24 protein-coding genes and 1 pseudogene are annotated in these 26,697 nt (G+C 63.9%); 13 read left to right on the top strand and 12 right to left on the bottom strand.

The genetic code is table 11. The annotated features are described in order from the left end of the window. Window positions 1-261: 261 nt before the first annotated feature. Entirely contained in the window at window positions 262-1,143 is an 882-nt protein-coding gene (locus HNP00_RS00290) for a helix-turn-helix transcriptional regulator (protein ID WP_184734722.1), read from the bottom strand. A gap of 225 nt (window positions 1,144-1,368) precedes the next feature. On the opposite strand from HNP00_RS00290, the gene HNP00_RS00285 reads away from it, so the two are divergent. Beyond that, on the top strand, window positions 1,369-2,253 hold the full coding sequence (locus HNP00_RS00285; protein ID WP_184734720.1) for an aldo/keto reductase: 885 nt from the start codon (window positions 1,369-1,371) through the stop codon (window positions 2,251-2,253). Window positions 2,254-2,287: 34 nt separating this feature from the next. Next, window positions 2,288-2,911: pseudogene (locus HNP00_RS00280) on the top strand (aldo/keto reductase); the annotation flags it as partial. A gap of 171 nt (window positions 2,912-3,082) precedes the next feature. Here HNP00_RS00280 and HNP00_RS00275 read toward each other — a convergent pair. Further along, complete coding sequence (locus HNP00_RS00275) at window positions 3,083-3,448, bottom strand: MerR family transcriptional regulator (RefSeq protein WP_184734718.1); 366 nt, start codon at window positions 3,446-3,448, stop codon at window positions 3,083-3,085. Window positions 3,449-3,583: 135 nt separating this feature from the next. Between HNP00_RS00275 and HNP00_RS00270 the strand changes: the two genes are divergently transcribed. From HNP00_RS00270 to HNP00_RS00255, 4 genes are all read left to right on the top strand, one after another. Continuing rightward, window positions 3,584-4,009 carry an Hsp20/alpha crystallin family protein gene (locus tag HNP00_RS00270; RefSeq protein ID WP_184734716.1) on the top strand — a complete coding sequence of 142 codons (426 nt, stop codon included), beginning with the start codon at window positions 3,584-3,586 and terminating at the stop codon, window positions 4,007-4,009. Between the two features lie 202 nt (window positions 4,010-4,211). Further along, complete coding sequence (locus HNP00_RS00265; protein ID WP_184734714.1) at window positions 4,212-4,679, top strand: J domain-containing protein; 468 nt, start codon at window positions 4,212-4,214, stop codon at window positions 4,677-4,679. Between the two features lie 13 nt (window positions 4,680-4,692). After that, on the top strand, window positions 4,693-5,067 hold the full coding sequence (locus HNP00_RS00260; protein ID WP_184734712.1) for a hypothetical protein: 375 nt from the start codon (window positions 4,693-4,695) through the stop codon (window positions 5,065-5,067). A gap of 62 nt (window positions 5,068-5,129) precedes the next feature. Further along, entirely contained in the window at window positions 5,130-5,984 is an 855-nt protein-coding gene (locus HNP00_RS00255) for a hypothetical protein (protein WP_184734709.1), read from the top strand. 42 nt (window positions 5,985-6,026) lie between these two features. Here the strand turns inward: HNP00_RS00255 and HNP00_RS00250 are convergent, their stop codons facing one another. Continuing rightward, the gene (locus tag HNP00_RS00250; RefSeq protein ID WP_184735600.1) at window positions 6,027-6,950 is read right to left on the bottom strand and encodes a 5'-3' exonuclease; all 924 of its coding nucleotides are present in this window, start codon (window positions 6,948-6,950) and stop codon (window positions 6,027-6,029) included. Between the two features lie 227 nt (window positions 6,951-7,177). Here HNP00_RS00250 and HNP00_RS00245 point away from each other — a divergent pair, with 227 nt between their 5' ends. Next, the gene (locus HNP00_RS00245; RefSeq protein ID WP_184734707.1) at window positions 7,178-12,037 is read left to right on the top strand and encodes an NAD-glutamate dehydrogenase; all 4,860 of its coding nucleotides are present in this window, start codon (window positions 7,178-7,180) and stop codon (window positions 12,035-12,037) included. Between the two features lie 136 nt (window positions 12,038-12,173). Here the strand turns inward: HNP00_RS00245 and HNP00_RS00240 are convergent, their stop codons facing one another. The 6 genes from HNP00_RS00240 to HNP00_RS00215 form a co-directional block, all read right to left on the bottom strand. After that, window positions 12,174-13,163 (bottom strand): class I mannose-6-phosphate isomerase, encoded by a 990-nt coding sequence (locus HNP00_RS00240; RefSeq protein WP_184734705.1) that lies wholly within the window; start codon window positions 13,161-13,163, stop codon window positions 12,174-12,176. Further along, on the bottom strand, window positions 13,154-14,350 hold the full coding sequence (locus tag HNP00_RS00235; protein ID WP_184734703.1) for an ADP-dependent glucokinase/phosphofructokinase: 1,197 nt from the start codon (window positions 14,348-14,350) through the stop codon (window positions 13,154-13,156). Before HNP00_RS00235 ends, HNP00_RS00240 begins: the two co-directional genes overlap by 10 nt. Before the next feature lies 1 nt (window position 14,351). Beyond that, a complete protein-coding gene (locus tag HNP00_RS00230; RefSeq protein WP_184734701.1) occupies window positions 14,352-15,215 on the bottom strand; it encodes a ketose-bisphosphate aldolase in 864 nt (287 codons plus the stop codon). Window positions 15,216-15,256: 41 nt separating this feature from the next. After that, entirely contained in the window at window positions 15,257-16,150 is an 894-nt protein-coding gene (locus HNP00_RS00225) for a carbohydrate ABC transporter permease (protein ID WP_184734699.1), read from the bottom strand. Window position 16,151: 1 nt separating this feature from the next. Next, window positions 16,152-17,105, bottom strand: coding sequence for a carbohydrate ABC transporter permease (locus HNP00_RS00220; RefSeq protein WP_184734697.1), 954 nt, complete (start codon window positions 17,103-17,105; stop codon window positions 16,152-16,154). 65 nt (window positions 17,106-17,170) lie between these two features. Next, window positions 17,171-18,460, bottom strand: coding sequence for a sugar ABC transporter substrate-binding protein (locus tag HNP00_RS00215; RefSeq protein ID WP_221451032.1), 1,290 nt, complete (start codon window positions 18,458-18,460; stop codon window positions 17,171-17,173). A gap of 254 nt (window positions 18,461-18,714) precedes the next feature. Here HNP00_RS00215 and HNP00_RS00210 point away from each other — a divergent pair, with 254 nt between their 5' ends. Then, entirely contained in the window at window positions 18,715-19,563 is an 849-nt protein-coding gene (locus HNP00_RS00210) for a DeoR/GlpR family DNA-binding transcription regulator (protein WP_311770454.1), read from the top strand. 688 nt (window positions 19,564-20,251) lie between these two features. On the opposite strand, the gene HNP00_RS23060 is transcribed toward HNP00_RS00210, so the two are convergent. Continuing rightward, on the bottom strand, window positions 20,252-20,941 hold the full coding sequence (locus HNP00_RS23060) for a phosphoribosyltransferase (protein ID WP_260404696.1): 690 nt from the start codon (window positions 20,939-20,941) through the stop codon (window positions 20,252-20,254). 254 nt (window positions 20,942-21,195) lie between these two features. Here HNP00_RS23060 and HNP00_RS00200 point away from each other — a divergent pair, with 254 nt between their 5' ends. From HNP00_RS00200 to HNP00_RS22880, 4 genes are all read left to right on the top strand, one after another. Further along, on the top strand, window positions 21,196-22,176 hold the full coding sequence (locus tag HNP00_RS00200; protein WP_184734695.1) for a CapA family protein: 981 nt from the start codon (window positions 21,196-21,198) through the stop codon (window positions 22,174-22,176). 388 nt (window positions 22,177-22,564) lie between these two features. Continuing rightward, window positions 22,565-23,158, top strand: a complete 594-nt coding sequence (locus tag HNP00_RS00195; protein ID WP_184735594.1) for a sulfite oxidase-like oxidoreductase — start codon at window positions 22,565-22,567, stop codon at window positions 23,156-23,158. 10 nt (window positions 23,159-23,168) lie between these two features. Further along, on the top strand, window positions 23,169-23,906 hold the full coding sequence (locus HNP00_RS00190; RefSeq protein ID WP_184734692.1) for an FAD-binding oxidoreductase: 738 nt from the start codon (window positions 23,169-23,171) through the stop codon (window positions 23,904-23,906). Further along, window positions 23,903-24,250, top strand: a complete 348-nt coding sequence (locus HNP00_RS22880; RefSeq protein ID WP_311770453.1) for a DUF6510 family protein — start codon at window positions 23,903-23,905, stop codon at window positions 24,248-24,250. Before HNP00_RS00190 ends, HNP00_RS22880 begins: the two co-directional genes overlap by 4 nt. A gap of 144 nt (window positions 24,251-24,394) precedes the next feature. Here the strand turns inward: HNP00_RS22880 and HNP00_RS22875 are convergent, their stop codons facing one another. Both HNP00_RS22875 and HNP00_RS00180 read right to left on the bottom strand, forming a co-directional pair. Continuing rightward, window positions 24,395-24,625: a hypothetical protein gene (locus HNP00_RS22875; protein WP_221451029.1), complete on the bottom strand. Its 231-nt coding sequence runs from the start codon at window positions 24,623-24,625 to the stop codon at window positions 24,395-24,397. 63 nt (window positions 24,626-24,688) lie between these two features. Further along, window positions 24,689-24,994, bottom strand: coding sequence for a hypothetical protein (locus HNP00_RS00180; RefSeq protein WP_184734691.1), 306 nt, complete (start codon window positions 24,992-24,994; stop codon window positions 24,689-24,691). A 225-nt stretch (window positions 24,995-25,219) separates the two neighbouring features. Between HNP00_RS00180 and HNP00_RS00175 the strand changes: the two genes are divergently transcribed. After that, entirely contained in the window at window positions 25,220-26,338 is a 1,119-nt protein-coding gene (locus HNP00_RS00175) for an alanine racemase (RefSeq protein WP_184734689.1), read from the top strand. The last annotated feature ends 359 nt before the right edge of the window (window positions 26,339-26,697 follow it).

The following is a 26,697-nucleotide window of genomic DNA, read 5'->3' as shown; positions in this document are numbered from 1 at the left end:
TCCAGTAGACGGGCGGATTAAGAGGTCGAGGTGCTCTTGAATCACTTCGGCAACAATGCCGCGCTCGGGTCGACCGTTTTGGAATTCTTGTCCGCACGTCAGGGGACAAATGGGCCCCTCGACTCCCTCGGAAGGAGGCGGGCGTCGCGAGCCTGGTCGCGCACGAGCGCACGGGCTAACCCTGGCTTAACGCCTCTGCCACGGCATGGCGGCCGATGCTGCCTATGGCGCCGACGATCAGGACAGTGGAGGGACGGTTGTTCATTTTTTCTCCTTGACTGCGGCCGCTGTGATTTCGAGTTGGGTGGCGGCCCAGCTGGCGAGTACTTTCAGGGCGTCCTCGGAGGGGGTCCCGGGCTCGGCGGTGTACACGTTGATCCGCAGCCCCGAATCAGCCGGGAGCTCGAGCGCTTCGAAGCTAAGATCCAGGTCCCCGACGATCGGGTGGTGGAGCCGTTTGCGGCCGGTGCGGTGGTACTTCACGTCGTGCCTGGCCCACCGGCTGCGGAACTCCTCGCTTCGGGTTGAGAGTTCGCCGATCAGGTCCGTGAGGTCCTTGTCGTAGGGGTTTTTCCCGGCTGTGGACCTCAGAACAGCGACGATATCGTCCGCGCTGCGTTCCCAATCGGCGAAAAATTCCCGCGCTTTGGGGTTCAGGAAGGTAAACCGTGCGCTGTTCGGTGGAGTGGGGCCCTCTGCCATCATGTCCAGATAAAGTGCGCGGCCCAGTTCGTTGGCGGCGAGGACGTCCCCTCGGTCGTTGCGGACCCAGGCCGGTGCGGCCGCGATCGCATCGATGACGCGTTGCACGCTCGGCCGCACCGTTTGGGGGCTGCGCTTGCGCCGCACTCGGGGGGAGGCGGTGGCGGCGCGGGCCAGGTCAAACAGGTGGGCCGTCTCGGCGTCGTCGAGCTTCAATGCCCGCCCGAGTGCTTCAAGGACGCTGTCCGAGGCGCCGGAGAGGTTTCCCCGCTCCAGGCGTATGTAGTAGTCGATGCTCATCCCGGCGAGCATCGCGACTTCCTCGCGGCGCAGCCCGCTAACCCGCCGGTTGCCGCCGTAGACCGGCAGCCCGGCCTCATCGGGGGTGATCCTAGCTCGGCGGGAGGTCAGGAACTTCCGCACGTCGTCGCTGTGTGTCATGGCATCCACGCTACGCGCGGTCGATGGGACGAGGGAGGCACTGGCGTTACCCGGAAAGCCCCTGACTCCCGGCCCCTAAGGAATCACGGTTGCGTTGACGCATGAAACCTGAACCTGCGCCGCATGTCCAAGAAGTCCGCTGAACCAGCAACGCTTCCACGTCAAGGGGGTACTGACGTGCCCTCCCAGAACCCCGAACATCTGAATACCGTGAAAGGCATGGACATGGAACTTACTCTCAATAACGGCGTCACAATGCCCGCCCTTGGCCTGGGCGTCTTCCAAAGTGCCCCGGAGCAGACGACGGCGGCCGTCGAGGCCGCGCTGACGACCGGCTATCGGCACATCGACACCGCCGCCGCGTACGGCAACGAGCGGGAAGTCGGCGACGGCATCCGCAGCTCGAGCCTGGACCGTTCCGAGGTGTTCATCGAGACCAAGGTCTGGGTCAGCGACTACGGCTACGACCACACCCTGCACGCCTGGGACAAGGCGACGGGCAAGCTCCGCGTCGACTACCTTGACCTGCTCATCCTGCACCAGCCCGCACCCGACCGCTTCGAGAAAACCATTGCCGCATACAAGGCGCTGGAAACCCTGCTCGCCGACGGGCGCGTGCGGGCGATCGGCGTCAGCAACTTCATGCCCCACCACCTCGAGCGGCTGCTGGCCTCGACCAACATCGTGCCGGCCGTGAACCAGATCGAACTGCACCCCTACTTCACCCAGCCGGACGTCCAGGCCACCGACGCCGGGCACGGGATCCTCACCCAGGCCTGGTCACCGATCGGAGGGATCACTTTCTACCCCGGGTGGGGCGGCGAGGACCGCCGGAACGTCATGGAAGACCAGACCATCACCGCCATCGCACGGACCCATAGCAAGAGCCCAGCCCAGGTCATGCTCCGCTGGCACCTGCAGCAGGGCCGCTCGGCCATCCCGAAATCGACGAACCCGGCACGCATCGCCGAGAACTTCGACGTCTTCGATTTCGAACTCGGTGCCGCTGAACTAGCCGCCATCGACGCGCTCGACACCGGCAACCGCAACGGTCCGGACCCGGACCAAGCCCGGCCGGAGCGCTTCGCCATGGTCATCCCTGAAGCCTAAAACCCCAAGACCTAAGACAGAGAGAAGGAACACCATGGAATACCGTCCCCTCGGCCGCACCGGCGTGGAAGTCAGCCCCTTATGCCTGGGCGCGATGATGTTCGGTCCCTGGGGCAACAGCGACACCGCCGACTCCACCCGCATCATCCACCGCGCCCTCGACGCCGGTATCAACTTCATCGACACCGCCGACGTCTACTCCGGCGGCGTATCCGAGGAAATCGTCGGGCAGGCACTGGACGGGCGGCGTGACGAGTTGTTCCTTGCCACGAAGTTCTTCATGCCCATGAGCGAGGACCCCAACCAGCGCGGCGGCTCCCGCCGCTGGATCATCCGCGAAGTCGAGAACTCCCTCCGCCGCCTCAACACCGACTACATCGACCTCTACCAGGTGCACCGGCCCAGCCCCGACACCGACGTCGAGGAGACCCTCGGCGCCCTCACCGACCTCGTCCGCCAAGGCAAGGTCCGCTACATCGGTTCCTCGTCCTACTCCGGATCCCAGATCGTGGAAGCCCAATGGGCATCCCGGGAACGGAACCTGGAACGGTTCGTCACCGAGCAGCCGCCGTATTCGATCCTGGTCCGCGGCATCGAAGAAACCCGGACGACAACAGCTACGGAGCCCACGAACTCACGGCGCAGGCACGGCGGCGGAAACAGGCGTGACCGCGACGGACCTGGTACGAACCCCACGGAACATCAACTCTTTCAGGAGCCCGTTCGCGGTCGCCGGTGAGAAGGAGTTCGAGCTCGGGTTGGCCGCTCTGACCGCCGGCTTCGCAGTCAACCCCGGCGGGTGACCCCCGCCCCGCGATTGGAGATCTCCTCATGAGGCCGGTTGCGGCGGCGTTGGCCATCTCATCGGAATCCCCGAGTGTTCGGGCTCGTCGCCCCAGATCGGGGTCGTGGACCGGGCCTCCGTGAGATCCTTCTCTAGGCGCCGGTTATCGGCTTCCAGAACCAGGACCATCCGTATACCTGCCAGGTTCAAGCCCAGATCCAGCAGCTCACCGATCCGCCGCAATGTCACGAGATCGTCCTCGCTGTACTGGCGGGTCCCCCCCAGGGTCCGGCCCGGTTCCAGCAAGCCTTTGCGTTCGTAGAGACGCAGATTCTGCTGCCCCATGCCCACCAACTCGGCCGCGACGGAAATCGCGTAGACACCCCGCCCCCGATCCTCGGCCAGCCCCATCGGGTACCTCCAAAATCTACGCCAATTTCCGCTTGCCCTGCTTCGTGCCCAGTGCTATAAAAAATATACATCAGCCGATATAGATCGGCTGGGTTTACAAGGAAGTAAGCTGCGATCTGCAAGGAGTGACACACCATGCTGATGCGAACGGATCCGTTCCGCGAATTCGACCGACTGGCCCAGCAGGTACTCGGCACCACGGCACGGCCCGCGGTAATGCCGATGGACGCCTGGCGGGAAGGGGACGACTTCGTGGTCGCCTTCGACCTTCCCGGGGTCACCGTTGACTCGGTGGACATCGACGTCGAACAAAACGTGCTGACCGTCAAAGCCGAACGCCCGGACCCCGTCGGCGAGGATACGGAACTTATCGCCTCCGAACGCCCCCGCGGCGTCTTCAGCCGCCAGCTCATCCTCGGCGACGCGCTGGACACCAACGGCGTCAAGGCAAGCTACGACGGCGGGGTCCTGACCCTACGGATCCCGGTGGCGGAAAAGGCAAAGCCGCGCCGCATCGAGATCGAAACTGCGGCGAACCAGCGCCAGGAGATCAGTGCCTGAGACCGGCCTGGAGCCTACCGGACCGGGAGCTCCGGAGGGGCTCGTTGTGGAATGAGGGCGATGGATCCACAGACCACGCCACCGCGCGGGTAGCGCACCGATATGAGGCCCGAAGGATGACTCCCGCACCGATGGTCCCCGGCCGAACGGACCGGGGACCATCCCCGCCCCCGCCCATGTGAACACAAAGGCACCGCCAACGATGAAGACCAACGGCCCGGACCCGTACCAGATCCTGCACATCAGCCCCGCCGCCACGGCGCGTGAGGTGGGCCGCGCCTACCGCACGCTCATGCGCGGCCGGCACCCCGACACCCGGCCGGCCCGCGAACACGGCACCGGACCCGGCCCGACTGCGCCCGAATCGCAGAAGGAGCTGCAGGACGTCATGAATGCCTACGCCATCCTCGGCAACGCGGAAAAGCGGGCAGCCTACGAAAGGGACCACCCACGGCCCGCTCCAACCCCACCGCAGCCCCGGGAAGCCTTGGCACGGCCGCAAGGCCCGCTGTTTCCCGCCGCCTCGCTGCTGATCGGACCGGTGCACTGGGAACCCACCGGACAGTCCCGCCCCACGCAGGCGTGGCTGCCGGGCGCGTCTGCCCCGCCCGGCTACACGTTGATCCGGCAGATCCCGCACTGGCCGGCTGCCCCCCGAAACCACAAATAACCAAGGAGCCTCCATGAGCACCTGGCGCCCTTACGATAGCCAGTTGATGCCCGCGTTCTACGAACGATTCGAAAAACGGTGGGGCAAAGGAACAGCACCGTTCCTGGACCCCGAAACCCACGAACAACCCATGCCGCGGGCCCAATGGATCAACACCGACACCGGAGCCGCGGTCGCAGTCGTCCCCATCTGGACCGAGGACCCCCGGCACCGATCCTTCGGGGTGTTCTACCTGCCCCCGGCCGGCGATATCTGGATCCTCCGGCCCGGCTACACCAACTACCTCGAAACCGACCCCAAGAACCCCGAGCAAGCCACCCTCCGCAACGACGCGTTCCGGAAAGCCGTCGCGCACGCCAAGGAATTCATCTACGGAACCAAGCCCTAAGATCTGTGCCCTGACCAAGCGGAAGTGCCAACCTCTCGCCGCGTTAGGCGGCGAGACCTACTGTGGAGCACGCCCCCGGCACACGGTGGACGGAAGCGATCCCCGCCGGCTACGGGGCCGCGGCAGCCGGGGTCCTCCGCTTCCTCGTCTCCGGGGCGGCCGACTTCGCCTGGCATTCGGTGTTCGGCATTGAGCAAGGCCTCAAGGCGCTATTCAGCCCGTCCCATCTGGGACTCGCAACCGGCGGCTTCCTCATCCTCGGCGCGCCGTTCTCCGCAGCATGGCACTCACCCGAGCCCTCATGGCAACGGCTGATGCCCGCCGTCGTGAGCGCCATGCTCTCTGGCATGGTTGCGGCGTTCATCCTGCAAGAGTTCGCGGTCTTCGCGCGCCATGGGCTCATCCAGACATACAGCGGCGCCGCCGGGGCGCAGCCCGCGGTGACAATTCCGACGTCGTCGAGCATCGTGGTCTCTTTGGCATCGTTCTTCGTCTCAACGGCCACGCTCTTCATGCCAGTCCTCTTGCTGTCGCTGCGTTGGCGCCTGCACGCCGCGGTGCCCGTGGCCATGGCGCTGCTCCCCTCCGTAGCCCTGCAGACCATGGTCGCGCTGCGGGACGCCTGGCTCGTGCCGGTGGCGCTCGTCGGTGCCGTCCTCGTTGGTGTGGTGTGGGCCATGGTGCGACCGACTCCGGACCGTCAGGCAAGGCTCATGACCGCGATAGGCCTCTCCCCGGTCGTGTTCTGGGCCCCGTACTTTGCTGGCGTGGCACTCCACGACCGGGCGCTCAGCTTCTCCCCTGAAATTTGGGGCGGGACGCTCGCATGGACCGGGCTCGAAATGCTCGCGCTGGCCGCGCTCACGCTCAACCTGCGAGCCACAGAACGCACCATCACAGTTCCACCAGCCCACTGACTTGTGGACAGCGGCGATCATGTCACAGGGCTGGTGTCCCTCTCACTGACTGAGTTCGAAAGCGTCGAGCAATCGTTTCACCGAGCCGCCGAGGTTCCAGTCGGTAGCCAGACGTTCTAGTTCAACGCGTGAGTCCCCGACGACGGGATGCAACAGCGCTCCGGCCTCATCGAGAGTGGGCAGCGCGAGGTCGCGCACGACGTTCACAACAACGGGCGCAACCGCCAGGTAATCGGCGGAGGCGGCGAGTTTAGATCTCACGGGCGCGGACAACCCGCTGCTTGGATCCACGGCGGCCGCGAGCAACCCGTCGAGCGTGCCGTACGCCGCGAGCAACGACGCCGCCGTCTTTTCGCCGATACCGGCGACGCCCGGCAGCCCGTCGGAGGCGTCGCCGCGCAGCGTCGCGAAATCGGCGTACTGCTCCGGCAGCACACGATACTTGCCCACGACGACGGCATCGGTCACGGTCTCGAGGTTCCTCATGCCTCTCGCCGTGTAGATGACCCGCACCTCGCGGGCGTCGTCGACCACCTGGAACAGATCGCGGTCACCCGTCACGACGTCGACAGGAAGCTCCGCGTGGCTCGCGTAGGTGCCGATGACGTCGTCCGCTTCATACGCGGCAGCCCCGACGACGGCGATGCCCGCGAGGCCGAGCACACGACGGATCATGGGAACCTGCACCTTCAGGCCGTCCGGCACCACTTCGACGTCGGGGGCACCCGGTACCGCCTCCGCGACCCGATGCGACTTGTACGTCGGGATGAGATCCGCCCGCCACTGCGGACGCCAGTCCTCGTCCCAGCACGCCACCAGATGCGTCGCCCCATAGTCCGTGGTGAGCCGCGCGATCATGTCCAGCAGGCCGCGAACGGCGTTCACCGGGGTGCCATCGGCGCGGCGGATCGAATCGGGTACGCCGAAGAAGGCGCGAAAGTAGAGCGAGGCCGTATCGAGGAGCATCAGGCGCATAACCGATCCTTACATCCACACACCCAGACCTGTCCATTGTCATCATCCAGGATCCTGCAAGTACACGGTCGCACAGCCGGCGTGGGCCCTGCCCTACCGGGCGTTTGTTCCACCCCTATGGACGGGGCGAGAAGAGCGAGACATCATGAAATCAGGCGTGAGGATTCCATTTTCTGAGGCGTAAATGGAGGCGGTCCCGCGTGTTGGAGGCGTAAGGCATGTCCGGAAAATCTGAGCCAGCGGAGCACTCGGCACCGAGTGGGCCCGGCCAGGCGGACGATCGTTTCCTCGCGGACTATTACGAGAATGTGGATCCTGAGGAGCTCCTCGCCTACGCCGGTGAAACTTTGGAGCGTCGGGCACGGCACCATCTTGTGCTCGCCTCGGCGCTGCCTCCGGGGACGTCACGGGTGGATGTCCTCAACGAACCACATGCCAGCGTGGTGTTCGTGGTGGCCGAAGGCGCACTGCAGGTGGTTCACGCCGTGACCGCGGAGCTCGCCCGCGAAGGAGCGACGGTCCGGCTGCTCGTCCATCCCTCGTTCCAGGTCCTTCGGGATCCTGCAACCCATGAGCTGCTCGAGCTCCGCCAGGCACCTCAGCGCGCGGGACTTGGCTCCGAGTTGCCCGATTCCGGCGCCAGGGAGACCTGGGTTGCGGTTGAAATTGGCCGGCTGCCGAGATCCTCGAACGGCGCGGACGTGATCGCGAATATCCAGGGGGTTCTTGCCGATGTCCGTGCAGTCACCGAGGACTCCCCTGCGTTGCAGGAACAGATGGCCGCTGCACGCGACTCCTTGACTGCCTTCCCGCCCGGTTGCGTGCCGTCACCCGAACAACTCAAGGAGCTTCTGGAGTGGCTCAACCGGGGAAACTTCATCTTCTTGGGATACTCCGAATATGGGTTGACAGCAGGGAAGGATGAGCGGGCCCTTCGCCTCCGTCCAGGCACTGCCCTTGGCCTTCTGCGCAGGCAAGATCCCCCGCTCAACTCAGACGAGTATGCGATGAGGGGACCACAGGTACTCGCGCTCTACACGTCCGGTCTTCGGTCCTCGGTTCCAGAACCCTGCTACCTGGACGAAATCCGTCTCCCGATGTTCAGTACTACCGGGGTCGTCGGCGGGGAGCGGAGGTTTGTGGGCGTTTTCGCCCGTGGAACGGCGGATCAGTCGGTAGGCCGCATTCCGGTGATCCGAGACAAGGCTTCCAGCGTGCGTGACCGGCTCGGCTTCGCTCCTGGGTCAAGCGACGAGAAGAAACTGCTGGCCGCGCTTGAGTCTTTCCCTCTCGCGGAATTGTTCGACATCGAGGAAGACGAATTGACTCGGCTGGCGGCCGACATCCTGCGGGTCCACGAAAGCCATGAGACAAAGCTGCTCGTGCGCGTCGACAACCACGCCCCTTTCATGACCGCGCTGATGTTACTTCCGCGCCGCCGCTACAACACCGCCGTGCGGCTCAGGATTGAACAGGAGCTCAAAGATGCCTCGAAGGGCTCATCGCTTGAGTCCGAGATCCGACTCACCGAATCCCACATGGCGCGCATCTTCTTCCGCGTCCTTCTGCCCGCCGGCGCAAAACCAGAGTCCATCGACCCCGCTGCACTGGAGCGGACACTCATCAATGCCACGCGGACATGGGCCGAAGGACTCGACGAAGCCCTGCGCGAACGCATGCCCGCCGAACAAGCCACAAGGCTGTCCGTGCTCTGGAGCGATGCCTTCCCTGCAAGCTACCGGGCAGATTTCGAGGTCGAAGATGCCGTTGAAGACATCGAGAGGTTTGAACAATACGATCTGGATGGCACCGGCGGACGACCCCTGAACGACCCCGTACTGGCTGTCCGTGCCCGTACCGATACCATGCACGCCGAGGACACCCGGATTCGCCTCTACCTCACCCGTGCCCGAAGCCTGACGCAGATCCTGCCGTTCCTGCACAACCTCGGCCTCCAGGTACTCAACCAGCGCCCCTTCGAGATCATGCGCGGCAAGACTCTGCCGCTGTTTCTCTACGATCTGGGCGTCACGTACCCGTCGGGCGTGGATCCTACTCAAACAAGCTCCCTGCTCGCGGATGCGTTCGGAGCGGCCATGCGCGGGGACACCGAATCAGACCGCTTCGAGGCCTTGGTCCTGCAGGAAGGCACGGAATGGCGGCAGGTCGCGATCCTCCGCGGCTACGTCAAATACCTCCAACAGCTGGGAACCACCAACTCGTACGACTTCATCGCGGACTCGCTCCTGGCCAACGCGACGGCGACCGACGCGCTGCTGAGCCTCTTCCGAGCCCGCTTCCATCCAGGGCTGGGCATCACACAGCGGCTCCGGGACACGAGGGCCGCCCGCACAGCGGTGGCCGAGGCGATCGACGCAGTCGCGTCCCTGGACGCTGACCGCCTGCTGCGGACCTTCCTGAACCTCATCGAAGCAACAACACGGACAAACTTCTACCGCAACCGGCCGTACTTGAGCTTCAAGCTCCAGCCCGCCCGCCTTCCCGGGGCCCCGTACCCACGTCCGAAGTTCGAAATCTGGGTCTACTCGCCCCGGGTCGAAGGCGTGCACCTTCGCTTCGGGCCGGTGGCCCGCGGGGGCCTGAGATGGTCGGACCGGCGCGAAGATTTCCGCACCGAAGTCCTCGGGCTCGCCAAGGTCCAGATCGTCAAGAACTCGGTAATCGTTCCGACCGGCGCAAAAGGCGGCTTCTACGCGAAGCATCTGCCTGATCCCATAGCGGACCGCGCAGCGTGGCTCGAGGAAGGCGTACAGAGCTACAAGGACTTCCTCCGCGGGCTCCTCGATGTCACAGACAACCTGGCCCCGCCCGACGTCGCCGTCTCCCCTGCCGCCCGCGGCGCAGGTGGCCAGGTGGGGCGCGTCGTCCCGCCGCCGAACGTGGTACGGCACGATGACGACGACTACTACCTCGTGGTGGCTGCCGATAAAGGCACCGCGGCGTTCTCCGACATCGCCAACGAGGTGGCCAAGGAGTACGGCTTCTGGCTCGGCGACGCGTTCGCGGCAGGCGGCTCCGTGGGCTACGACCACAAGCAGATGGGCATCACCGCCCGGGGCGCCTGGGAGTCGGCGAAACAGCACCTCAGCGAACTCGGGATCGACTCCAAGCGCGAAGACTTCACCGTAGTTGGCATCGGCGACATGAGCGGGGACGTGTTCGGCAACGGCATGCTCCTCTCGGACCATATCCGGCTCGTGGCCGCCTTCGACCACCGGCACATCTTCCTGGACCCCGCCCCTGACGCGGCGTCCTCCCTCGAGGAACGACGCCGGCTCTTCAATCTGCCCCGCTCCTCCTGGTCCGACTACAACCCCGGTCTGATCAGCACCGGCGGCGGAGTGCACCCGCGCGCCGCCAAATCAATCGGCATCAGCCCCCAGGTGCGTTCGGCCCTGGGGCTGACGCCGACGACGGCGATGACTCCGCCCGAGCTGATCCAGGCGATCCTGCGGGCACCGGTGGACCTCATGTACAACGGCGGGATCGGAACCTACGTCAAGGCCTCCGCCGAAACCAACACGGAGGTGGGCGACAAAGCCAACGATCCGATCCGGATCAACGGCAACGAACTCCGGGCAAGGACTGTGGTCGAAGGCGGCAACCTCGGGATGACCCAACGGGGACGGGTGGAGGCTGCCCTGAACGGAGTCCTGCTGAACACCGACGCCACTGACAACTCCGCCGGCGTGGACTGCTCCGACCACGAGGTCAACATCAAGATCTTCATCGACCGCATGATCGCGGCAGGCACAATGGCCGCCGGCGAACGCGCCGGCTTCCTGCACTCGCTCAGCGACGACGTCGGACGCCTGGTGCTGCAGAACAACCGCGACCAGAACGTCCTGCTCGTGAACGACCGCGCCCTGGTACAGAACTGGAGCCCGGGTTTCGACCTCAACTGGAGCCCGGGCTTCGAACGCACCATGGACTGGCTGGAAAGAGCCACCGACCTGGACCGGGTTCGCGAGGCATTACCCACCACGGAGCAACTCCGTGCCCGGCTTCAGGCCGTCAAGGGGCTCACTTGTCCCGAACTGTGCATACTGGCCGCCTACGCCAAGATCGCACTCGCCAAGGAACTGAACGAAAGCGACGTCGCCGACGACCCGTGGTTCGACCGTGTCCTTCGCAGCTACTTCCCTCCGCAGATCGTGGACCGCTTCGGAACCGAACTCCAAACGCACCCCTTGCGCCGGCAGATCATCTGCACCGTGCTCGCCAACGACATCATCGACCTCGGAGGAATCACCTTCGCCTTCCGGGCCATCGAGGAAACCACCGGGAGCGCGGCCGCTCTCGCAAGGGCCTTCGTGGCAGTGCGCGAGGCCTTTGATCTTCACTGGATCGCCGATTGGATGGGCGGACCACCGCCCGACGTGCAGGCCGAGCACGCGGCAGAACTGGCCTTGTATGTTCGCAGGATGTTGGACCGCGGGACGCGGTGGTACATGACCCATGACCACCGGGACCAGCCAGTGGAACAGGCACTCGGCAGGATCATGCCGGTCATGAACCTCCGGCAGAACCGAACCGCGGTCTATTTGCGCGGCGACGACATCGACCTCGGGCAGGACCTGCTGGCCCACTGGGAGGCGATAGGTATCCCGCCGGACATTGCGGGACGCGCGTTTGAGGTCGTCCTGAGCTTCACTTTGTTGGATATCTCACTCATTGCGGAACAGATCAATGAGCCCATGGAGCGAATTGCCGACCTCTATTCCACCGCATTCCAGCGCATCGGGGCCCTGAAGTTGCTTCTGAGGATCACCGACCTTCCAGTGCAGAACCGATGGGAGACCCTCGCCAGGGCTGCCCTGCGGGACGATGTCTATTCCGCCGTGGCCGACATGACCATCTCGGTTCTCAAGACAACACGTAGCAGCGGTCCCATGCGCGCCGACTCCACGGAACGGATCGCGGAGTGGGAACGCGGGCACCAAGAACAGCTCGCGCGGATCAAGGACACCTTCGCCGAAGTCACCCAGCCCGGTCCGGTGGACATCCATTCGATCTCCGTCGCACTCAAGCTGCTGAGGAACCTTGTGCGCAACTGAACTCGCGGTGCTCGGCACACGCGACGCCCGACGGAGATGGCATTCTGGCCCAGCCCAGGCCGCGCCGGGCCGGGCCGCGCCGGGCCGCGCCGGGCCTGGCGTGGCCTGGCGGAGCCGCCAACTCCGGCAACGAGCGTTACGCTCGATGCTCTGGCGTCGGGGGTCGGCACACCAGCAGCTCGCCGTGGCCGCTGACCGCGATCGGTCCGATGGAGTGGGGCGCGATAGCTGTGCGTCCGGCAGGCATCGCCTCCCCGGCGGCGGCGAGGTCCCCCTGCACTGCAACCAGAACCGTGAAGCCCGGGGCGATCTCTTGCCGCCCGTCTACGACTATTCGCTCGATGCGGAAGTATGGATCCGCCGCTTGGGGCAGCACTGATCCTGCCCTTGGGCCCCGGACAACCAATTTGTCGAGATCCTCCTTCTCAAGGTGCCGGTGCGACACCGCATTGAGCGCCAGATCGAAGCCGAGCCCGAGATGCCCCTTTGCGGAACCGTCGAGATCGAAGTCTCTCCATTCGAGCACGATCGAAAGGTCTTCGGGTTCCTGCACTTCGAGGAGGAATATGCCATCGCCGATGGCGTGCAGCTGGCCTGGTGGGACGAATACGGCGTCACCGGGTGCGACGTCGATGGGGTTCAGGAGGCTCAGTAGGCTCGCGGAGTCCTGCCGCTCCACTAGATCGCGCAGTTCCGCGCCTTCCATTTCTCCGTGAAGGCCAAGGTGCACCGTGCCTCCTCGGAGGATGTACCACGCCTCGGCCTTGCCGTGAGCGTGGCCTAGGTGCTTGGCGGCGAAGTTCCCGTCGGGGTGGGCGTGAACGGGCAGGCGTTGGCCGGCGTCGAGCAGCTTAACAAGCAATCGGGTATCCGGCCCGAAGACGGCCAGGTGCTCGGCCCCCAGCCATCCCTGCGGATCATTTTCGATCGCTGTGGGCATCGGAACGCCGTTCGGAAGCGTGGTGATGCCGACACCCGGCTCGCCGAACACCGAGGTTGTGGACGCGATCCAGTCCTCGGGCTCGTGGCTGGCGGCTGGCGGTTCTCCACGGAAGTCGGTGATCTGGCGGCCTCCTCGGTAGAAGCGGTCTGGCGGGCGATTGGATGGCAGAACGATCAAGTCCACGCTGATGCTCCTTCTGTGGCGAGGGCGCCAAGGAATCCACCGACAAACGAGTCCCCGAGACCGACGGTGGTAGGTGTAGGGACCGAGATAGCCCGAGCCGCAACGGCGCGAAGGCCTGGACCGGAGATCGCGGCAGCCAGAGCCGCCCCCACTTCGTTGAGCGGCAGGTCTGCGGTTCCTGCGTACTGCTCCACGGTGAAGTCGTCGCCGTAGCGGTAACGCGTGCTTGCCATGGCTATGCCTCCAGCGAGCGCAGGGGCGCACCGCTCGGCGTGTTTTCCGGCGGCCAGTGCCCAGTACTTCGTGTGCACCACGAGCGTCCGGGCCGGAATGACGACGGCGAGGTCCTCCAATGCTTTCAGCACCGCGAGCGGATCCAGTAGGTCGACCCCGCGCCCGAGGTGCGCTTGCATCTCGTCCTCGTTCATTCCGTAGACGTCGATCCGGTCGAGCAACGCGGCGCGCACGAGAGCGCTCAAGGCAGGTCTGTGGAACCCCGCATCCTCGTAGTACACGAAGGCGCTCTGGGGCAACGCGTCCAGCGCTGATCGCAGTTCCGTGAGCCTGTCAGCCAGCACCGCCTCGTCCTGCATGGCGTTCAAGCCGGACAGCAGGACGATGTGCGCTTCGGCGAGCATCCGTGGCAGGTCCGGGCTGAGGCGCATGTCGGCGTTCGGCGGGTCGTTGACATAGATGAGGCGGTTGGGGAAGGGTGCGACGAGCTGGGTGTCACCGACCCGGACTCGCGCCCCCTCCTCCCACTGCACGATCACGTGCGGCTCGATCGAGTCGTGCCCAGCGCTGGTGATCCACGAACACTCCGCAGGAAGCAGTCGCCTGAAGTGTTCGTTCACGCTGACCAGATGGAGTGTCGACGGCAGGCCGAGACGCGCAAGGGCGAGCCCGGCCCGCACACCGGTTCCTCCCAGCGTCACCTTGCGTGGAAACCGCGAGGCGAACGTTTCCAAGGCGTTGGGGGAGGCAACGTGCCGCTCTCCCCCAGTGCCCCGCCGGAAGTACCTGAGCACGGACAGCACCAGACTCCGCTCGTCGACGATAGGCATTGTGTTCCCGATCTCCTCGGCACTGATGCCATAGCTCGTGACGAGATCCTCGATCACGTGGGACGACCAGGCGATTTCGTAGTCCACGCTGCTGCCGAGCCCGAGCACGATCGATGTTTTCATTTCAGTAGAGCTTTGCCTTTCCGGCAGCGTTGAACAGGTCGATCTTCTCAGCGGCGGTGACCTTCATGGCCTCGATGCACGGGGGCTGGATGCTGTTCGGTTCACGCAGACGCTCGTCCGTACCGAGGATCTCTCGCATGCGGTTGTGGTAGCTGACCTTGATGTCGCTGGAGATGTTGATCTTATTGATGCCGAGCGAGACCGCACGGGCCAACTCCGCATCGGGGTTGCCGGATCCGCCGTGCAGCACGAGCGGGATGCCCACCGCCGCCTTGATCTGCTCGAGCAGGTCGTGGCGCAGCTCGGGTTTCTTCTCTGCCGGGTATAGGCCGTGGGACGTCCCGATGGCGATCGCGAGGCTGTCGACACCGGTCTCCTCGACAAAACGCAGGGCGTCGTCGACGTTGGTGTAAATGATCTCAGCCGCCCCGGACTCGCCGTAGCTGTCGTTAGCGCCGATCGTGCCGAGCTCGCCCTCGACCTGAATGCCGACGGCGTGCGCCGCCTCCACAACCTTGCGGGTGAGAGCAACGTTTTCCTCGAACGGCAGCAGCGACGCGTCGATCATGACCGAAGTGAAACCGGATTTGATCGCCGTGATGATCTGCTCGTAGGTGCCGCCGTGGTCCCAGTGGATCGCGACCGGCACGCTCGACCGGTGAGCGCGCTCACGGATCGCGGCGATGAGGTCGGTCGTTATATGCGCAACCTCATCCGGGTGGATGGCGATGATGACGGGGGCTTCCTTCTCCTCGCTGATGTCCATCACGCCAAGAAACATCGCCCAGTCGCTGATGTTGAAGGCCGGGATGGCAAAGTTGTGCGTGTTGGCGACGTCCAGGATGGTTTTTCCGTCGACGAGCATGGTGTATATCTCCTTGTGTTGGTTAAAGGTGTTTCGAGACGTCAGTCTTTGACGGCGCCAGAGGTGAGTCCGCCGATGAAGCTCCGCTGGAACAGAAGGAAGAGCAGGAGCACTGGGATCGACCCCAGGATGCTCATCGCCATCATCTGGTTCCACTCAAAGGAATGCTGGCCCATCAGCAATTGAATGCCGATCGGCACGGTCCGCATGGCGTCGGTTCGGGTCAAGGTCAGTGCAAAGAGGAACTCATTCCACGAGATCATGAATGTGTACACCCCGACTGCGACGATTCCCGGTATCGAGATGGGCACGAGCACTCGCCACAGGGCGGTCCAAGCGTTCGCGCCGTCCACCTTGGCTGCTTCATCGAGTTCGCGAGGCAGGGTGTTGAAGTACGCAGTCATCATGATGATCGCGTAAGGGAGCGTGAACACCATGTGGGTGAGGATCAGGCCGGGATAGGTGTTGTAGAGGCCGAGTGCGACCATCAGGCCGAAATACGGGATCACCAGCGTGATCGGTGGAACGGCTTGCACGGAGACGATCACGACATTGATCAGCCGCTTGCCAGGGAACTCGTAGCGGCTGAAGCCGTACGCGGCGAGGATCGCGACCAGAAGGGTGAGCATAGTCACCGCAATGGCCACAATGTAGCTGTTCAGGAAGAACCGCAACCGGGCCGGATCGGTGAGGATCGCTGTGTAGGCGTCCAGCGAGAAGCCGGAGGTGATCAGTTTCGGTGGGAGTGCGAAGACCTCTCCATTCGCTTTGAACGAGGTGGAAAGCATCCACAGCACGGGCAGCCCCGCATACAGAGCCCCGAGGACCAGGGCCGCGAAGGCTCCCACCTTGAGCAGCGTCTTCTTTCTGGCCCGCTGCCCGCGAGGGATGTCGATCTTTTCGTCCCTGCGTCCCTGAAGAGTCAAGTTGCTCATCTCAATCACGCACCCTTTGCTGCCGTACGTAGAAGAAGGCAAGGACCATAGTGAGCAGCAGCACGACGACCGCAGCCGCGGAGGCCGCCGAGAAATCGAAGTTGCTGAAGGCCTGCTTGTATGTGTAGGTGCTGAGCACCTCCGTGGCGTTGAGTGGGCCCCCGCCCGTGGTCATCCAGATCAAGGCGAACTGCTGTGACGTCCAGATGAGGTCGAGCACGGCCATGCTGATAATCACCGGGCGGATATGGGGCAGTGTCACGTACCGGAACCGTTGCCACCAGCCCGCCCCGTCGACGCGTGCAGCCTCGTGTAGCACGGTTGGCACGCCTTGGAGGGCAGCCAGGAGGCTGATCATGAAGAACGGGTACCCGGACCAGATGTTGATGAAGGTCACGGAGCCCAATGCCGTTTCGGGTGTGGACAGCCAGTTCGCGCCCTGGACTCCAAGCGTGCCGAGAACGTAGTTCACCACACCAGAGGGGTCGAGCATGAGACGCCAGACGACGGCGATCACCGCGATGGTGAACAACCACGGGAGGATGTAGACCACCCGGAAAATTGCCTTGGTGACGTTGCCGAGCAGCGTTGTGTTGAGCAGCAAGGCAAAGACGAGACCCAGTACCAAGTGCACGACCGTGCTGAACGTGATGAACAGGAAGGTGTTGCCGAGCGCCGCAAGGAAAGCAGGATCAGTGAGCACCTTCACATAGTTGGCGAACCCAACGAACACGGGGTTCGGTTCGACGATCACGTTGTCCATGAATGAGTAGCCGGCAACCATCAGGATCGGCACCACGGTGAGCAAGGTGATCAAGGCCAGGGTCGGCGAGACGAAGGCGAACGGGACGAGCTTGTGGACGCGCACCCCGGAGGCGCCCCGCTTCGTCGACCGCGGGCCGACGGCGTGCCGTACCCTTCCGGGTCCCTCGACGTTGGTAGAAGACAGATTCATGTCTCAAACTCCCTTGTGGGGTCGTGCCGCAAGCTGGACGGCACGACCCCGTCGAATCTTCGACGTCAGAAGATGGATTTCCATGCGGATTGAACGGTGCTGAGTGTCTGATCGACGCTCTGGCTTCCGGTGAGGGTCCGCTGCAGTTGCTCGTCGAACGTGCGCTGCAGCTGGTCGGCGTTCGGCAGGCCGGTGAACTCATTCGCCGGGTAACCGGCTTGGTAGATGTCGAAGGCCGTCTTGAACAGCGGATCGCTCTTGCTGAAGTCGGGCGTCGCCGTCTTGTTGCCCGGGAAGCCGTTTGCAAGGTTGCTCAGCTGAGCGTTCGTGTCCTTGCTCATGAGGAACTCAACGAGCTTGGCCGCTTCCGCCTTGTGCTCGGACTTGTTCGAGATGCCAACACCCCACGATGCGTACGGGATGCCACGCTTGCCGGTGTAGCCATCCTCGGAAGGCAGCGCTGCCACCGTGAAGTTGAGGCTGGGGTTGTTCTTCTTGATGAGGTTGATGTGGGCGAGCGAGTCGATCACCATGCCGACCTGGCCGTTGGTGAACTTCTCGACCTTGTCCTGTTCCTTCATGGTCAGGGCGCCGGGGACTAGAACGTTCGCGTCGTAGAGGCTCTTGACGTAGTCGACTCCGCTCTTGACCTGGGCGTTGGTGACGTCAGGTTCCCCGTCCTTGAGCATGCTGCCACCAGATGCCCAAACCCAGGACATGACGTCGTTCTGGATGCCGTTGGGGACTGCGGTGTCGAGTGGCAGGGCCCAACCCTTGACGTTGCCGCCGAGGGCGCTGATCTTCTTGGCTGCGTCGAGGAACTCGGTGCGGGTGGTCGGCGCCTTGTTTACGCCGGCCTGCTTGAGCAGGTCGTTGTTCACGAACAAGGGGTAGACGAAATTGACCGCAGGGATCATGTAGGCCTTGCCATTGACCTTGACCTCGCTTGCCAGCTGGTCTTCAGAGAAATTGTCAGCTTTCAGAAGCGGAGAGAGGTCGGCGATCGCGCCCTGCTTGGCGAAATCGCTCACCCAGGCACCGTCGAGGCCGAGGACGTCGGGTAGCTGTCCGGAGGCTGCGTCAGCAACCATCTGCTGTTGGTCTGAGGAAAAGGGTGAGCTGAGGAGCTTCACCTTGATGTGTGGGTTCGCCTTCTGGAATTGGTCAATCAGGTTGGCCAGGGATCCCTGCGGGAGCTCTGGCTCCCACCACTGGGCGAACTCGAGGGTGACATCGCCGGTGGCACTGGCACCACCGGAGGACGAGCCACTGCAACCTGACATTGTGAGCGCAGCAACGGCGGTTACGCCTAACGCTGCGAGCAGCCGCGGGCGGCGGCCTCTCCTCGTGCTCATGTCCACTCCTTCGTGTAATTGCTTAATCATGCGCATTCGCTGCGTGATATAGGACACATTAGTCCTGCAAATGCCGCAAACGCAAGCATAGAAGTGCAAAGAAGCTAACTAAAAATGATAAGAACGGCAAACTCCTCCTACGCATATCGACGGGTGCGACCTGAAGAACGATCAAACATCCCGTTGTGCAACACTTCTGCAGTTCTTTGCTGCACTTGCTTCGGGAGAGGCGGTTCAGGTGCTAGCATCGCAGCGTGAGCGAGTTAGACAGCATGACCATGGACGAAGGGCGTTCGCGCAGGCACCCAGCGGGTAGAAAGGCGCAGCTCGTCGCACACGTCACCGAAGTCGGCCAGGTGACCGTAGGTTCGCTGGCCGATCGTTTCGGTGTCTCGATCGACACGGTGCGCCGCGATCTCGACCAGCTGGACAGCGAGGGCCTTCTCGTGCGTACCTATGGCGGCGCGGTCAGCGTGGCGATGAGTTCTCGAGTCGAGAAGGCCGTAGATCTGCGCCTTGGCCTGCAGGCTTCGGAGAAGGAAAGGATCGGCGCCCTTGCGGCTCAACTCGTTCGCGACGGCACCGGGATCATCATGAATGGCGGAACAACCATGCTTTCGGTGGCGCGCGCACTCCATAACCACCGGGACCTGACCATCGCCACGAACAACCTACTCGTGCCAGCGGAGCTGGACCCCGCAGTCTGGCGAGAACTGTACATCTTCGGCGGCTCCGTCCGCGCGACTACTCTCGCAACGACGGGGCCGACGAGTCTGCGGATCGCAACCGGCGGGGCCGATCTGGACATTCGCTGCGACTTGGCGCTCATCGCCATCGGTGCGGTGTCAGTGCAGGGTGGCTACACCACAAGCAATGTCGGGGAAGCTGCCATGATGAGCGAGATGATGTCCCGCGCCACCCAAGTTGCCGTGCTGGCAGACTCGTCGAAGTTCGACAAGCAGCTCTTCGCTCAGGTCGGCTTGCTCGATAGCGCAGACTATTTCGTCACCGACTCTCACCCTCCCAAAGAGCTTGAAGCAGCATTTCGGGACAGTGGCGTGCGCGTCATTACCCCGGAGTCAGGTCCGGAGCGTGATCTGTGAGCCCTGGATGAGCGGCTCCTGGGTTGAGGTCCCGGCGGCCGCTGATCTTGTGCCGGTCCGGGTGTGGTGGGCTTAGTACCCGGCGGGCCGGATCTGCACCCCCACCCGGATAGACTTTCCCATTCCGACGTCAACGCCGGCGCCCGGAAGATCGCAGTCGCTTGATCACGTTCGAGGACCCAGGGACCCATGCAAGCCTGTCGGTTCCTCGCGCCATGCAAGCCTGTCGGTTCCTCGCGCCGCCCTATCTGTGCGGCAGGCACTGAACAAACCAGTCCACGGCGAGAATCGCCGCCGCCTCCAATGTTCCGGGTTCTTCGAAGAGGTGCGTGGCCCCCGGGACAAGCTCCAACCGGTTGGGGCAGCCCATCACGTCTTGGGCCCTGCGGTTAAGTTCGAGCACCCGGTGATCCGCGCTGCCGACAATCTAGAGCGTCGGCGCGCGGACAAAGGTAAGCCCAGCACCCGCCAGATCCGGACGTCCTCCCCTTGGCACGATTGAACTCCTCCCCTGGGTTGAGCAGGTCGAGTAGCAAGGTCCCCAGGCCAGCCCGCTGAAGCGTTGTGGCGACGAATCTATTTCGCGGGCTGTGGCGGCCGCTACCGCTGCCATGAGCAAACACCACCATTTCCGCAATCGATCCGGGCAAGTGAAGGCGTCCTTGAAGCCACGACCCGTCAGAGGGATCTAGACTTCCTCATCTAGGCCACGGTCTCCTGCTCTTAAAGAGGCATTTTCCAAGCGCTCGGCAGCGGCGGCGAGCAGCGACGCAACCTCGTCGTCGCCCGTCGGCGAGAAGTCACGGTAGTGGTGGCCGACAGCCGTAAGCCGCGGAGGCGTAGCAAGGCACACCACCTCGTCAGGCTCCGTCAATCTCGCGAGGACGTCGGCCGAAGCGACAGGAACGGCCAGGATCACTTTCGCCGCCCCCAAGTTCCGTGCAATGCGGCATGCCACCCTGGCGGTTGACCCCGTAGCGATTCCGTCATCGACGACGACGGCGATGCGGTCTTTCAGATCGATGCGGCCCCGGCCAGCGCGAAATCGGGCCACCCGGTCCTCGAGGATAGCCCGCTCCCGCCGCTCAACGGACCGCAGTTCTTCCTGTTTGACCCTTGTGGCTGCGAGGACGCTTCGTTCGAGCGCATATGTGCCATCCTCCCCGATGGCGCCCATCGCGAGTTCAGGCTCGGACGGAACTCCCAGCTTCCGCACAACGATCACATCCAGTGGCGCGTCCAGGGCCGCTGCAACCTCAAAGGCGACCGGAACCCCGCCGCGTGGCACCCCTAGGATGACTGTTTCCTGGCCACGCAGATACACCAGCCGCAGGCCCAACTGTCGCCCTGCGTCAGCCCTGTCCTGAAAAATCCCCATCGCCGCGACGTTCCCATCAAAGCTGCCGCACTCCCACGTCCTGACTGGAAGGTAGCAAGAAAAATACACGCAGGGCGGCCTCCTGATCCAACTATCCCCCTCGAATCCAAACCGTGCGAGGCCTTTCCGCGAACAACCGCTGAAGCGTGACTCCTTGGGGTTCGACGGCGGCTATTGCGGCTGTCGGTTGACTGGCACCAGGCGGCGAAGCGGCCCATCCTGATAGCAAAGACCTGCGACGTTGGAGGTGGAGAATGCAGATTGCCCTCCTCGGAGATGTCATGCTCGGCCGGTTGGTTAACGACCAGCTCAAGGTGGCAGCTCCGGACTATCCCTGGGGCGATACCCTCCCGGTCCTCCGGCAGGCTGACATCCGATTCGCCAATTTAGAATGCGTTCTCGCGGACGACGGAACGCCTGCGGCCGGGAAGATGTATCACTTCCGCTCGGATGCCAAGAACGTGGAGAGCCTTCGCTCCGCGGCGATCGACGTGGTCTCGCTGGCCAACAACCATGTGTTCGACTATGGAGTCGATGCGCTATTGGAAATGCTGGCGACACTCGATGAGCACGGGATCCTGTACGCCGGGGCAGGGATAGACCTGGAATCTGCCCGCCGACCGGTGGTCCGGTGGATGGGAGCAACTGCGGTCGGCTTTATTGCTTTCACCGATAATGAACCGGGCTGGGAGGCAACCGCCCGAACTCCGGGAATCCACTATGTCCCTGTGGACACCGGTGACGGCCGGGTGAAGGAATTGCTGGACATGGTCCGTCGGACGAAAGACTACAACCAACTGCTGGTCGTTTCGGCACACTGGGGCGCCAATTGGGGGTCCACGGTCCCGCCCGCGCATCAGAGTTTGGCCCGGGCTTTGATAGACGCGGGGGCCGACGTCGTGTTCGGGCATTCGGCCCACATCTTCCGCGGCATCGAAATCTACAGGGGCCGGCCCATTGTCTACAGCGCCGGCGACTTTGTGGATGATTATGCCGTTGACCCGGATGAACGCAACGATCAGTCATTCGTCTTCCTCCTGGAAACAGAAGGAAACGCACCTCGCATGCTGTGCCTGCATCCGACGAACATCGCCCGCCTACAAACCCGGCTGGCGAGCCGAAACGCGGGGAGAATCGCTGAGCGGATGCAACGGCTGAGCAGGCAGTTCGGCACCCGGAGCACGTGGATCGAGGGTGACAAAGTCTTGGAAATACCGATCGACCCGGTCTCATGACCGTGGAATTGCTGCTAGCGCCTGAATCATGCCGGGTTCCCGCCCGTTCTCTCCGACAGCGCCCGCCGGGCGTTGGCCCGGGACACACGGCAAGAGCCACGAGTTCGTCTAAAATCAGGCCCTTGGCCGTCTTCGACAACTTCGCATAATCGGTGGCGTCCTTCTTCGAGACATCCCTACGCGTTCGCAACGACAGGTCCATCCCTCATCGTCACCGCCGTGCCCGTGGCGGCCCGGTGATTTCGCGAGCGTTTCCCAAATGAGGCACGCACCCCGTTTCGCGAGCACTATAGATGAGTCTCGTCGGTGTCTAGACCCCGCCCGGCCGTTGCCCTATCGTGGGGGAACTGAGCATAATCGGCTTGAGTCTCCGCGTCGGAGGTACATGGTGGGCATCATTTCGTCTGGATTTCATGGAAGACGGCAGAACGGTAATCCAGCGTTGCCACCGGGCCAATACGAGACCGGCGGCTTCCCGGTCCTTACGGCCGGCCCCGCGCCCCGGATCCCCATTGAAGACTGGGAATTCTTCATCACCACTGAGGCCGGGCAGCGTCATGCGTGGTCTTGGGATGCATTCATGGCGTTGCCCCAGATGGATATCGATACGGATATCCATTGCGTGACCAGTTGGTCCAAGTTGGGCACCTCGTGGCGGGGAGTGTCCCTGGACACTCTTTTTGAGAACGTGGAAACAAGCTGCGGGTTCACGATGGCTCACTCCTACGGCGGATACACCACCAACCTGCCCCTCCCGGACCTTCTTGGCGGCCGGGCGTGGGTGGCTTGGGAGTTCGACGGTGAGCCGCTTGAGCGCGCACACGGCGGCCCTGCCCGTCTCCTTGTGCCGCATTTGTACTTTTGGAAGAGCGCAAAGTGGATCAATGGCATCGAGTTGACGCAGGATGATGATCCCGGTTTCTGGGAATCCAATGGCTACCACACCCACGGCGACCCGTGGCGGGAGGAGCGCTACTCATGAGGCGCGCCGGATGAGCACGCTATGGCGCGTGGCCGACGTCGTCAGCAGCATGCCCGAAACGGAAAGCGCCAGAACCATAGGGCTGCGGGTGAACGGGCAGAACGGCAAGCTCGCCGGACAGCACATCGACATCCGCCTCACTGCCGACGACGGTTACACGGCCGTGCGCTCATACTCCGTGGCGAGGGCAGGTATGGACGAAACCTTGGAGATCACCGTTGACGAATTGGTCAACGGAGAAGTCTCCCCTTATTTGGTCCGGGAACTGGCGGTCGGGGACCAGTTGGAGATCCGAGGGCCGGTGGGTGGCTGGTTCGTTTGGAAACCGACGGACACAAACCCCGTTCAGCTCATTGCCGGAGGATCCGGCATCGTGCCGCTCATGTCCATGATCCGCGCGCACCACGCATCGGAAAATCCGGCGCAGTTCCGGCTGCTCTATTCGCTCAAGTCACCCGAGGCGGGGTTCTATCGGGAAGAACTCCAAACCTTGGGTCAGGAATCCCGCAAGCTCATCATCGACTACGTCTACACTCGCAAGGTGCCAAAGGGTTGGCCGACTGCCCCGCAACGGCTCACGGCAGAACCCCTGCTGGCCACCATCTTGCCGAAGGACCCCGCCCCGGACATCTTCATCTGTGGCCAGACGGTATTTGTGGAAACGGTCGCGGAATGGCTGGTGCAGGCGGGATATCCCGCCGCGTCGATCAAGACCGAGCGCTTCGGCGGAACAGGAGGAACCCGGTGAGTGGTAACAACGGCTCCGATTCTCCGGGCGCTAAGGATCCGGGCCTCGAGGATCAGGACATCGCTGGAATTGCAGGCAATGCGATAGCCCACCTGGACGGAAACGCGGTGGCAGGACCGCTATGGGAACTCTTCCGCTTCGATATCGTCGCCGCGATCGGACAGTGCAGGCATTGCGGCGCCGTCCGCGTCTTCGCGGAGACAATGGTGTACGTTGACGCGCCGGGAGTCGTTGTGCGCTGCGCTTCCTGCGAGGGCGTGCTGCTGCGCCTCGTGGAGACGCCCGCGCGGTACTGGCTCGATGTGAGCGGACTCAGCTATCTGCAAATCGATCGCGAGGGCTAAAGTAATCCGATCCGCCCTGTCCCAGCGCCCCCTTTCCGGACCCGTAAGGATTCGCGCGCGACGGCGAGGGCCGCGTTGGGATGACGGGGTCATGTCATTGCTCCTCGAACCCACGGAGGACCCCGCTCAGAACCCGCGCCCCCGCTATCGGGAGTTGCTATCAGCCGTCCCCGCAACTGCTGCCCGCTGACCGGCGCTGCCGTTCTGGTGGACCCCGAAGGCCCCTAGCCTTCCGCTCCCCCCGGCCGCCATGGTGTGTCCATCCCTCCACAGATCCGGCTGACTGCGAATGAAGTCCCAGACCTTGCCCACCGCAGGCCCCCATGCCGAGCCAACTTCGTCCGGCGCGATCTCCCGCTGGACGGCGGCCAGCATGCGCGGACGAACAGTCTGGACGTTGACAGGGACCGATATGCCGGGATCGGCCCGGATCTTCAGCTAGTACTTGTCCGCAGAGTCGACGGATTCCCCCATGGTGACTTCAGGGGCTACCTTGGGATCGCCGCCGACCGAGCCGATGAACGCCTGGATCTCGGGATCACCGAAGAATTTCTGGAATGCCTCTGCCGATTCCCATTCGTCGACCACGAGGACAAACCCGTCCCCGACCGCGAACTGATGGTGGATCGCGCCCGCAGCCCGGCCGCGCTCGCCCCACTGTCGGTATTCGTCCGCGCGCTCCTCAAGCGACTTGGCGAAAACGCTCGTGTCACCGGAAAGCTTGGTCGCAATGATGACGGACATGATTTGACCTCCTATGGCCTGAACTCAGCTCGTGGCAGCCAGCCACACGACGATGCGCCTGAAAGGTCTGACACGTGAGAGACCATACTCACTCCGCCCGGCTACCGCCTGAGTGGCCACTACTTGTCATTCACCGAGATCTGTCCAAGGGTTCTCTAGTTACTGAACCCGGATAGGATTTCCGGGTATCCAGCTTCCCGAACGGCCCTGAAAGAATCGCACCGCATGCCGCACCTTGACCCCGCCCTCCCGCTCCACACCTTGCCGCAGATGCTCTTGGACGTTGCCGCCGTCGAGCGCAATATCGGGATCAAAGAGGCCTGGACACGGGAGCACGGCATGGTGCTGGCCCCGCATATCAAGACCACCATGACGGGCGAGATCGTCCGCCGGCAGTTGCCCGGCTCCTGGGGCGTGACCGTGGCGACCACCGCGCAGGCCGCGCACGCCATCGAGTGGGGTGCCACCCAGATCCTCATCGCAAACGAGATGCTGTTCCGCGGCCACCTCGAGCAGCTGCGTGCCTGGCTGGCGGCCGCGCCGGAACTGGAGATCTACTGCCTGGCCGATTCGGCGGCGGGCATCCGGGCCATGGCCGAGGTATTCGAGGACTCGCCCCGGCCGCTGAACGTCCTGATCGACGTCGGTACCCCCGGCGGCCGCACCGGGATCCGCAGCGCGGCCGAGGCCAGGCCCCTGGCCGCGGAAATCCATGCCGCCAGCGGCCTCCTGCTGGCCGGCGTCAGCGCCTACGAGGGCGTGGCACCGAACACCCGGACGGATGAAAACCTGGCCGGGATCGATTCACACTGCCGCCTGGCACGCGACATTTTCGATGAACTGCACCCCGCTTTCGAGGTGGAGCTACCGGTCTTCAGCAACGGCGGCTCTGCATTCCAGGACCGCGCGGCCGCGTTCCTGCCGCACAACGCCTCCGTCAACGTGCTCCGTTCAGGCTGCTACGTCGTGCACGACCACGGCACCTACCAGAGCGTCTCCCCGGTCCCCGGCCTCACCGCGGCGGCCGTGGTGCGGGCGCTGGTCATCTCTGCCCCGGAAGCCGGGCGCGTGGTCCTGAACGCGGGCAAGCGCGAGTTGGCGTACGACGCCGGCCTGCCGGCGATCGTTTCCAGGTACCGTAACGGGGCGCTCCTGTCTGCCGGCGCAGGCGCCACGCTGACCCGACTCTTCGACCACCACGCCATCGTGGACGACTCCGATGGCCTGCAGGTCGGCGACATCGTGGACCTGGGCATCTCCCACCCCTGCTCGCTGTTCGACCGCTGGCGCGAGGTCGTCGCAGTCAGCGACGACGCCGTCGAGACCTGGCGACCAGTGTTCTAAACCGTGCCCCAAGCGGCAGACATCCGGAAGCGTGCGTCTAGGCGAGGGACGAGTGAGCACGTGTGGCCCACGCCGTCCGCGTTCCCAGACAAGGGACTTTTCGCCGTTCCGCACGACGATCATTCACCGCTGCACCACGTCGTCGTAGCCAAGGCCCAGCCGGCCGTCCGTAATCCTTGGTGGGGACCTTGAGCAAGTTCACCATGTTGATCCCCCGCACCGGTCCGGGTTGCCGGTCGGGCGATCTGGATGCGTTCATCGCCGAGTTCAAGAAAAGGTACCGCCCTGCCGGATTAGCGGCTGGGTGGTCCCTTCAATTTGGTCCGGGGGAAAGGGTCAGGAACCGAAGGCAGCCGTGT

It is taken from the genome of Arthrobacter sp. AZCC_0090 (assembly GCF_014207375.1).
Classification (GTDB): domain Bacteria; phylum Actinomycetota; class Actinomycetes; order Actinomycetales; family Micrococcaceae; genus Arthrobacter.
The sequence above is the reverse complement of the archived record's forward strand: the minus strand, read 5'-3'. Positions and strand labels throughout refer to the sequence as shown.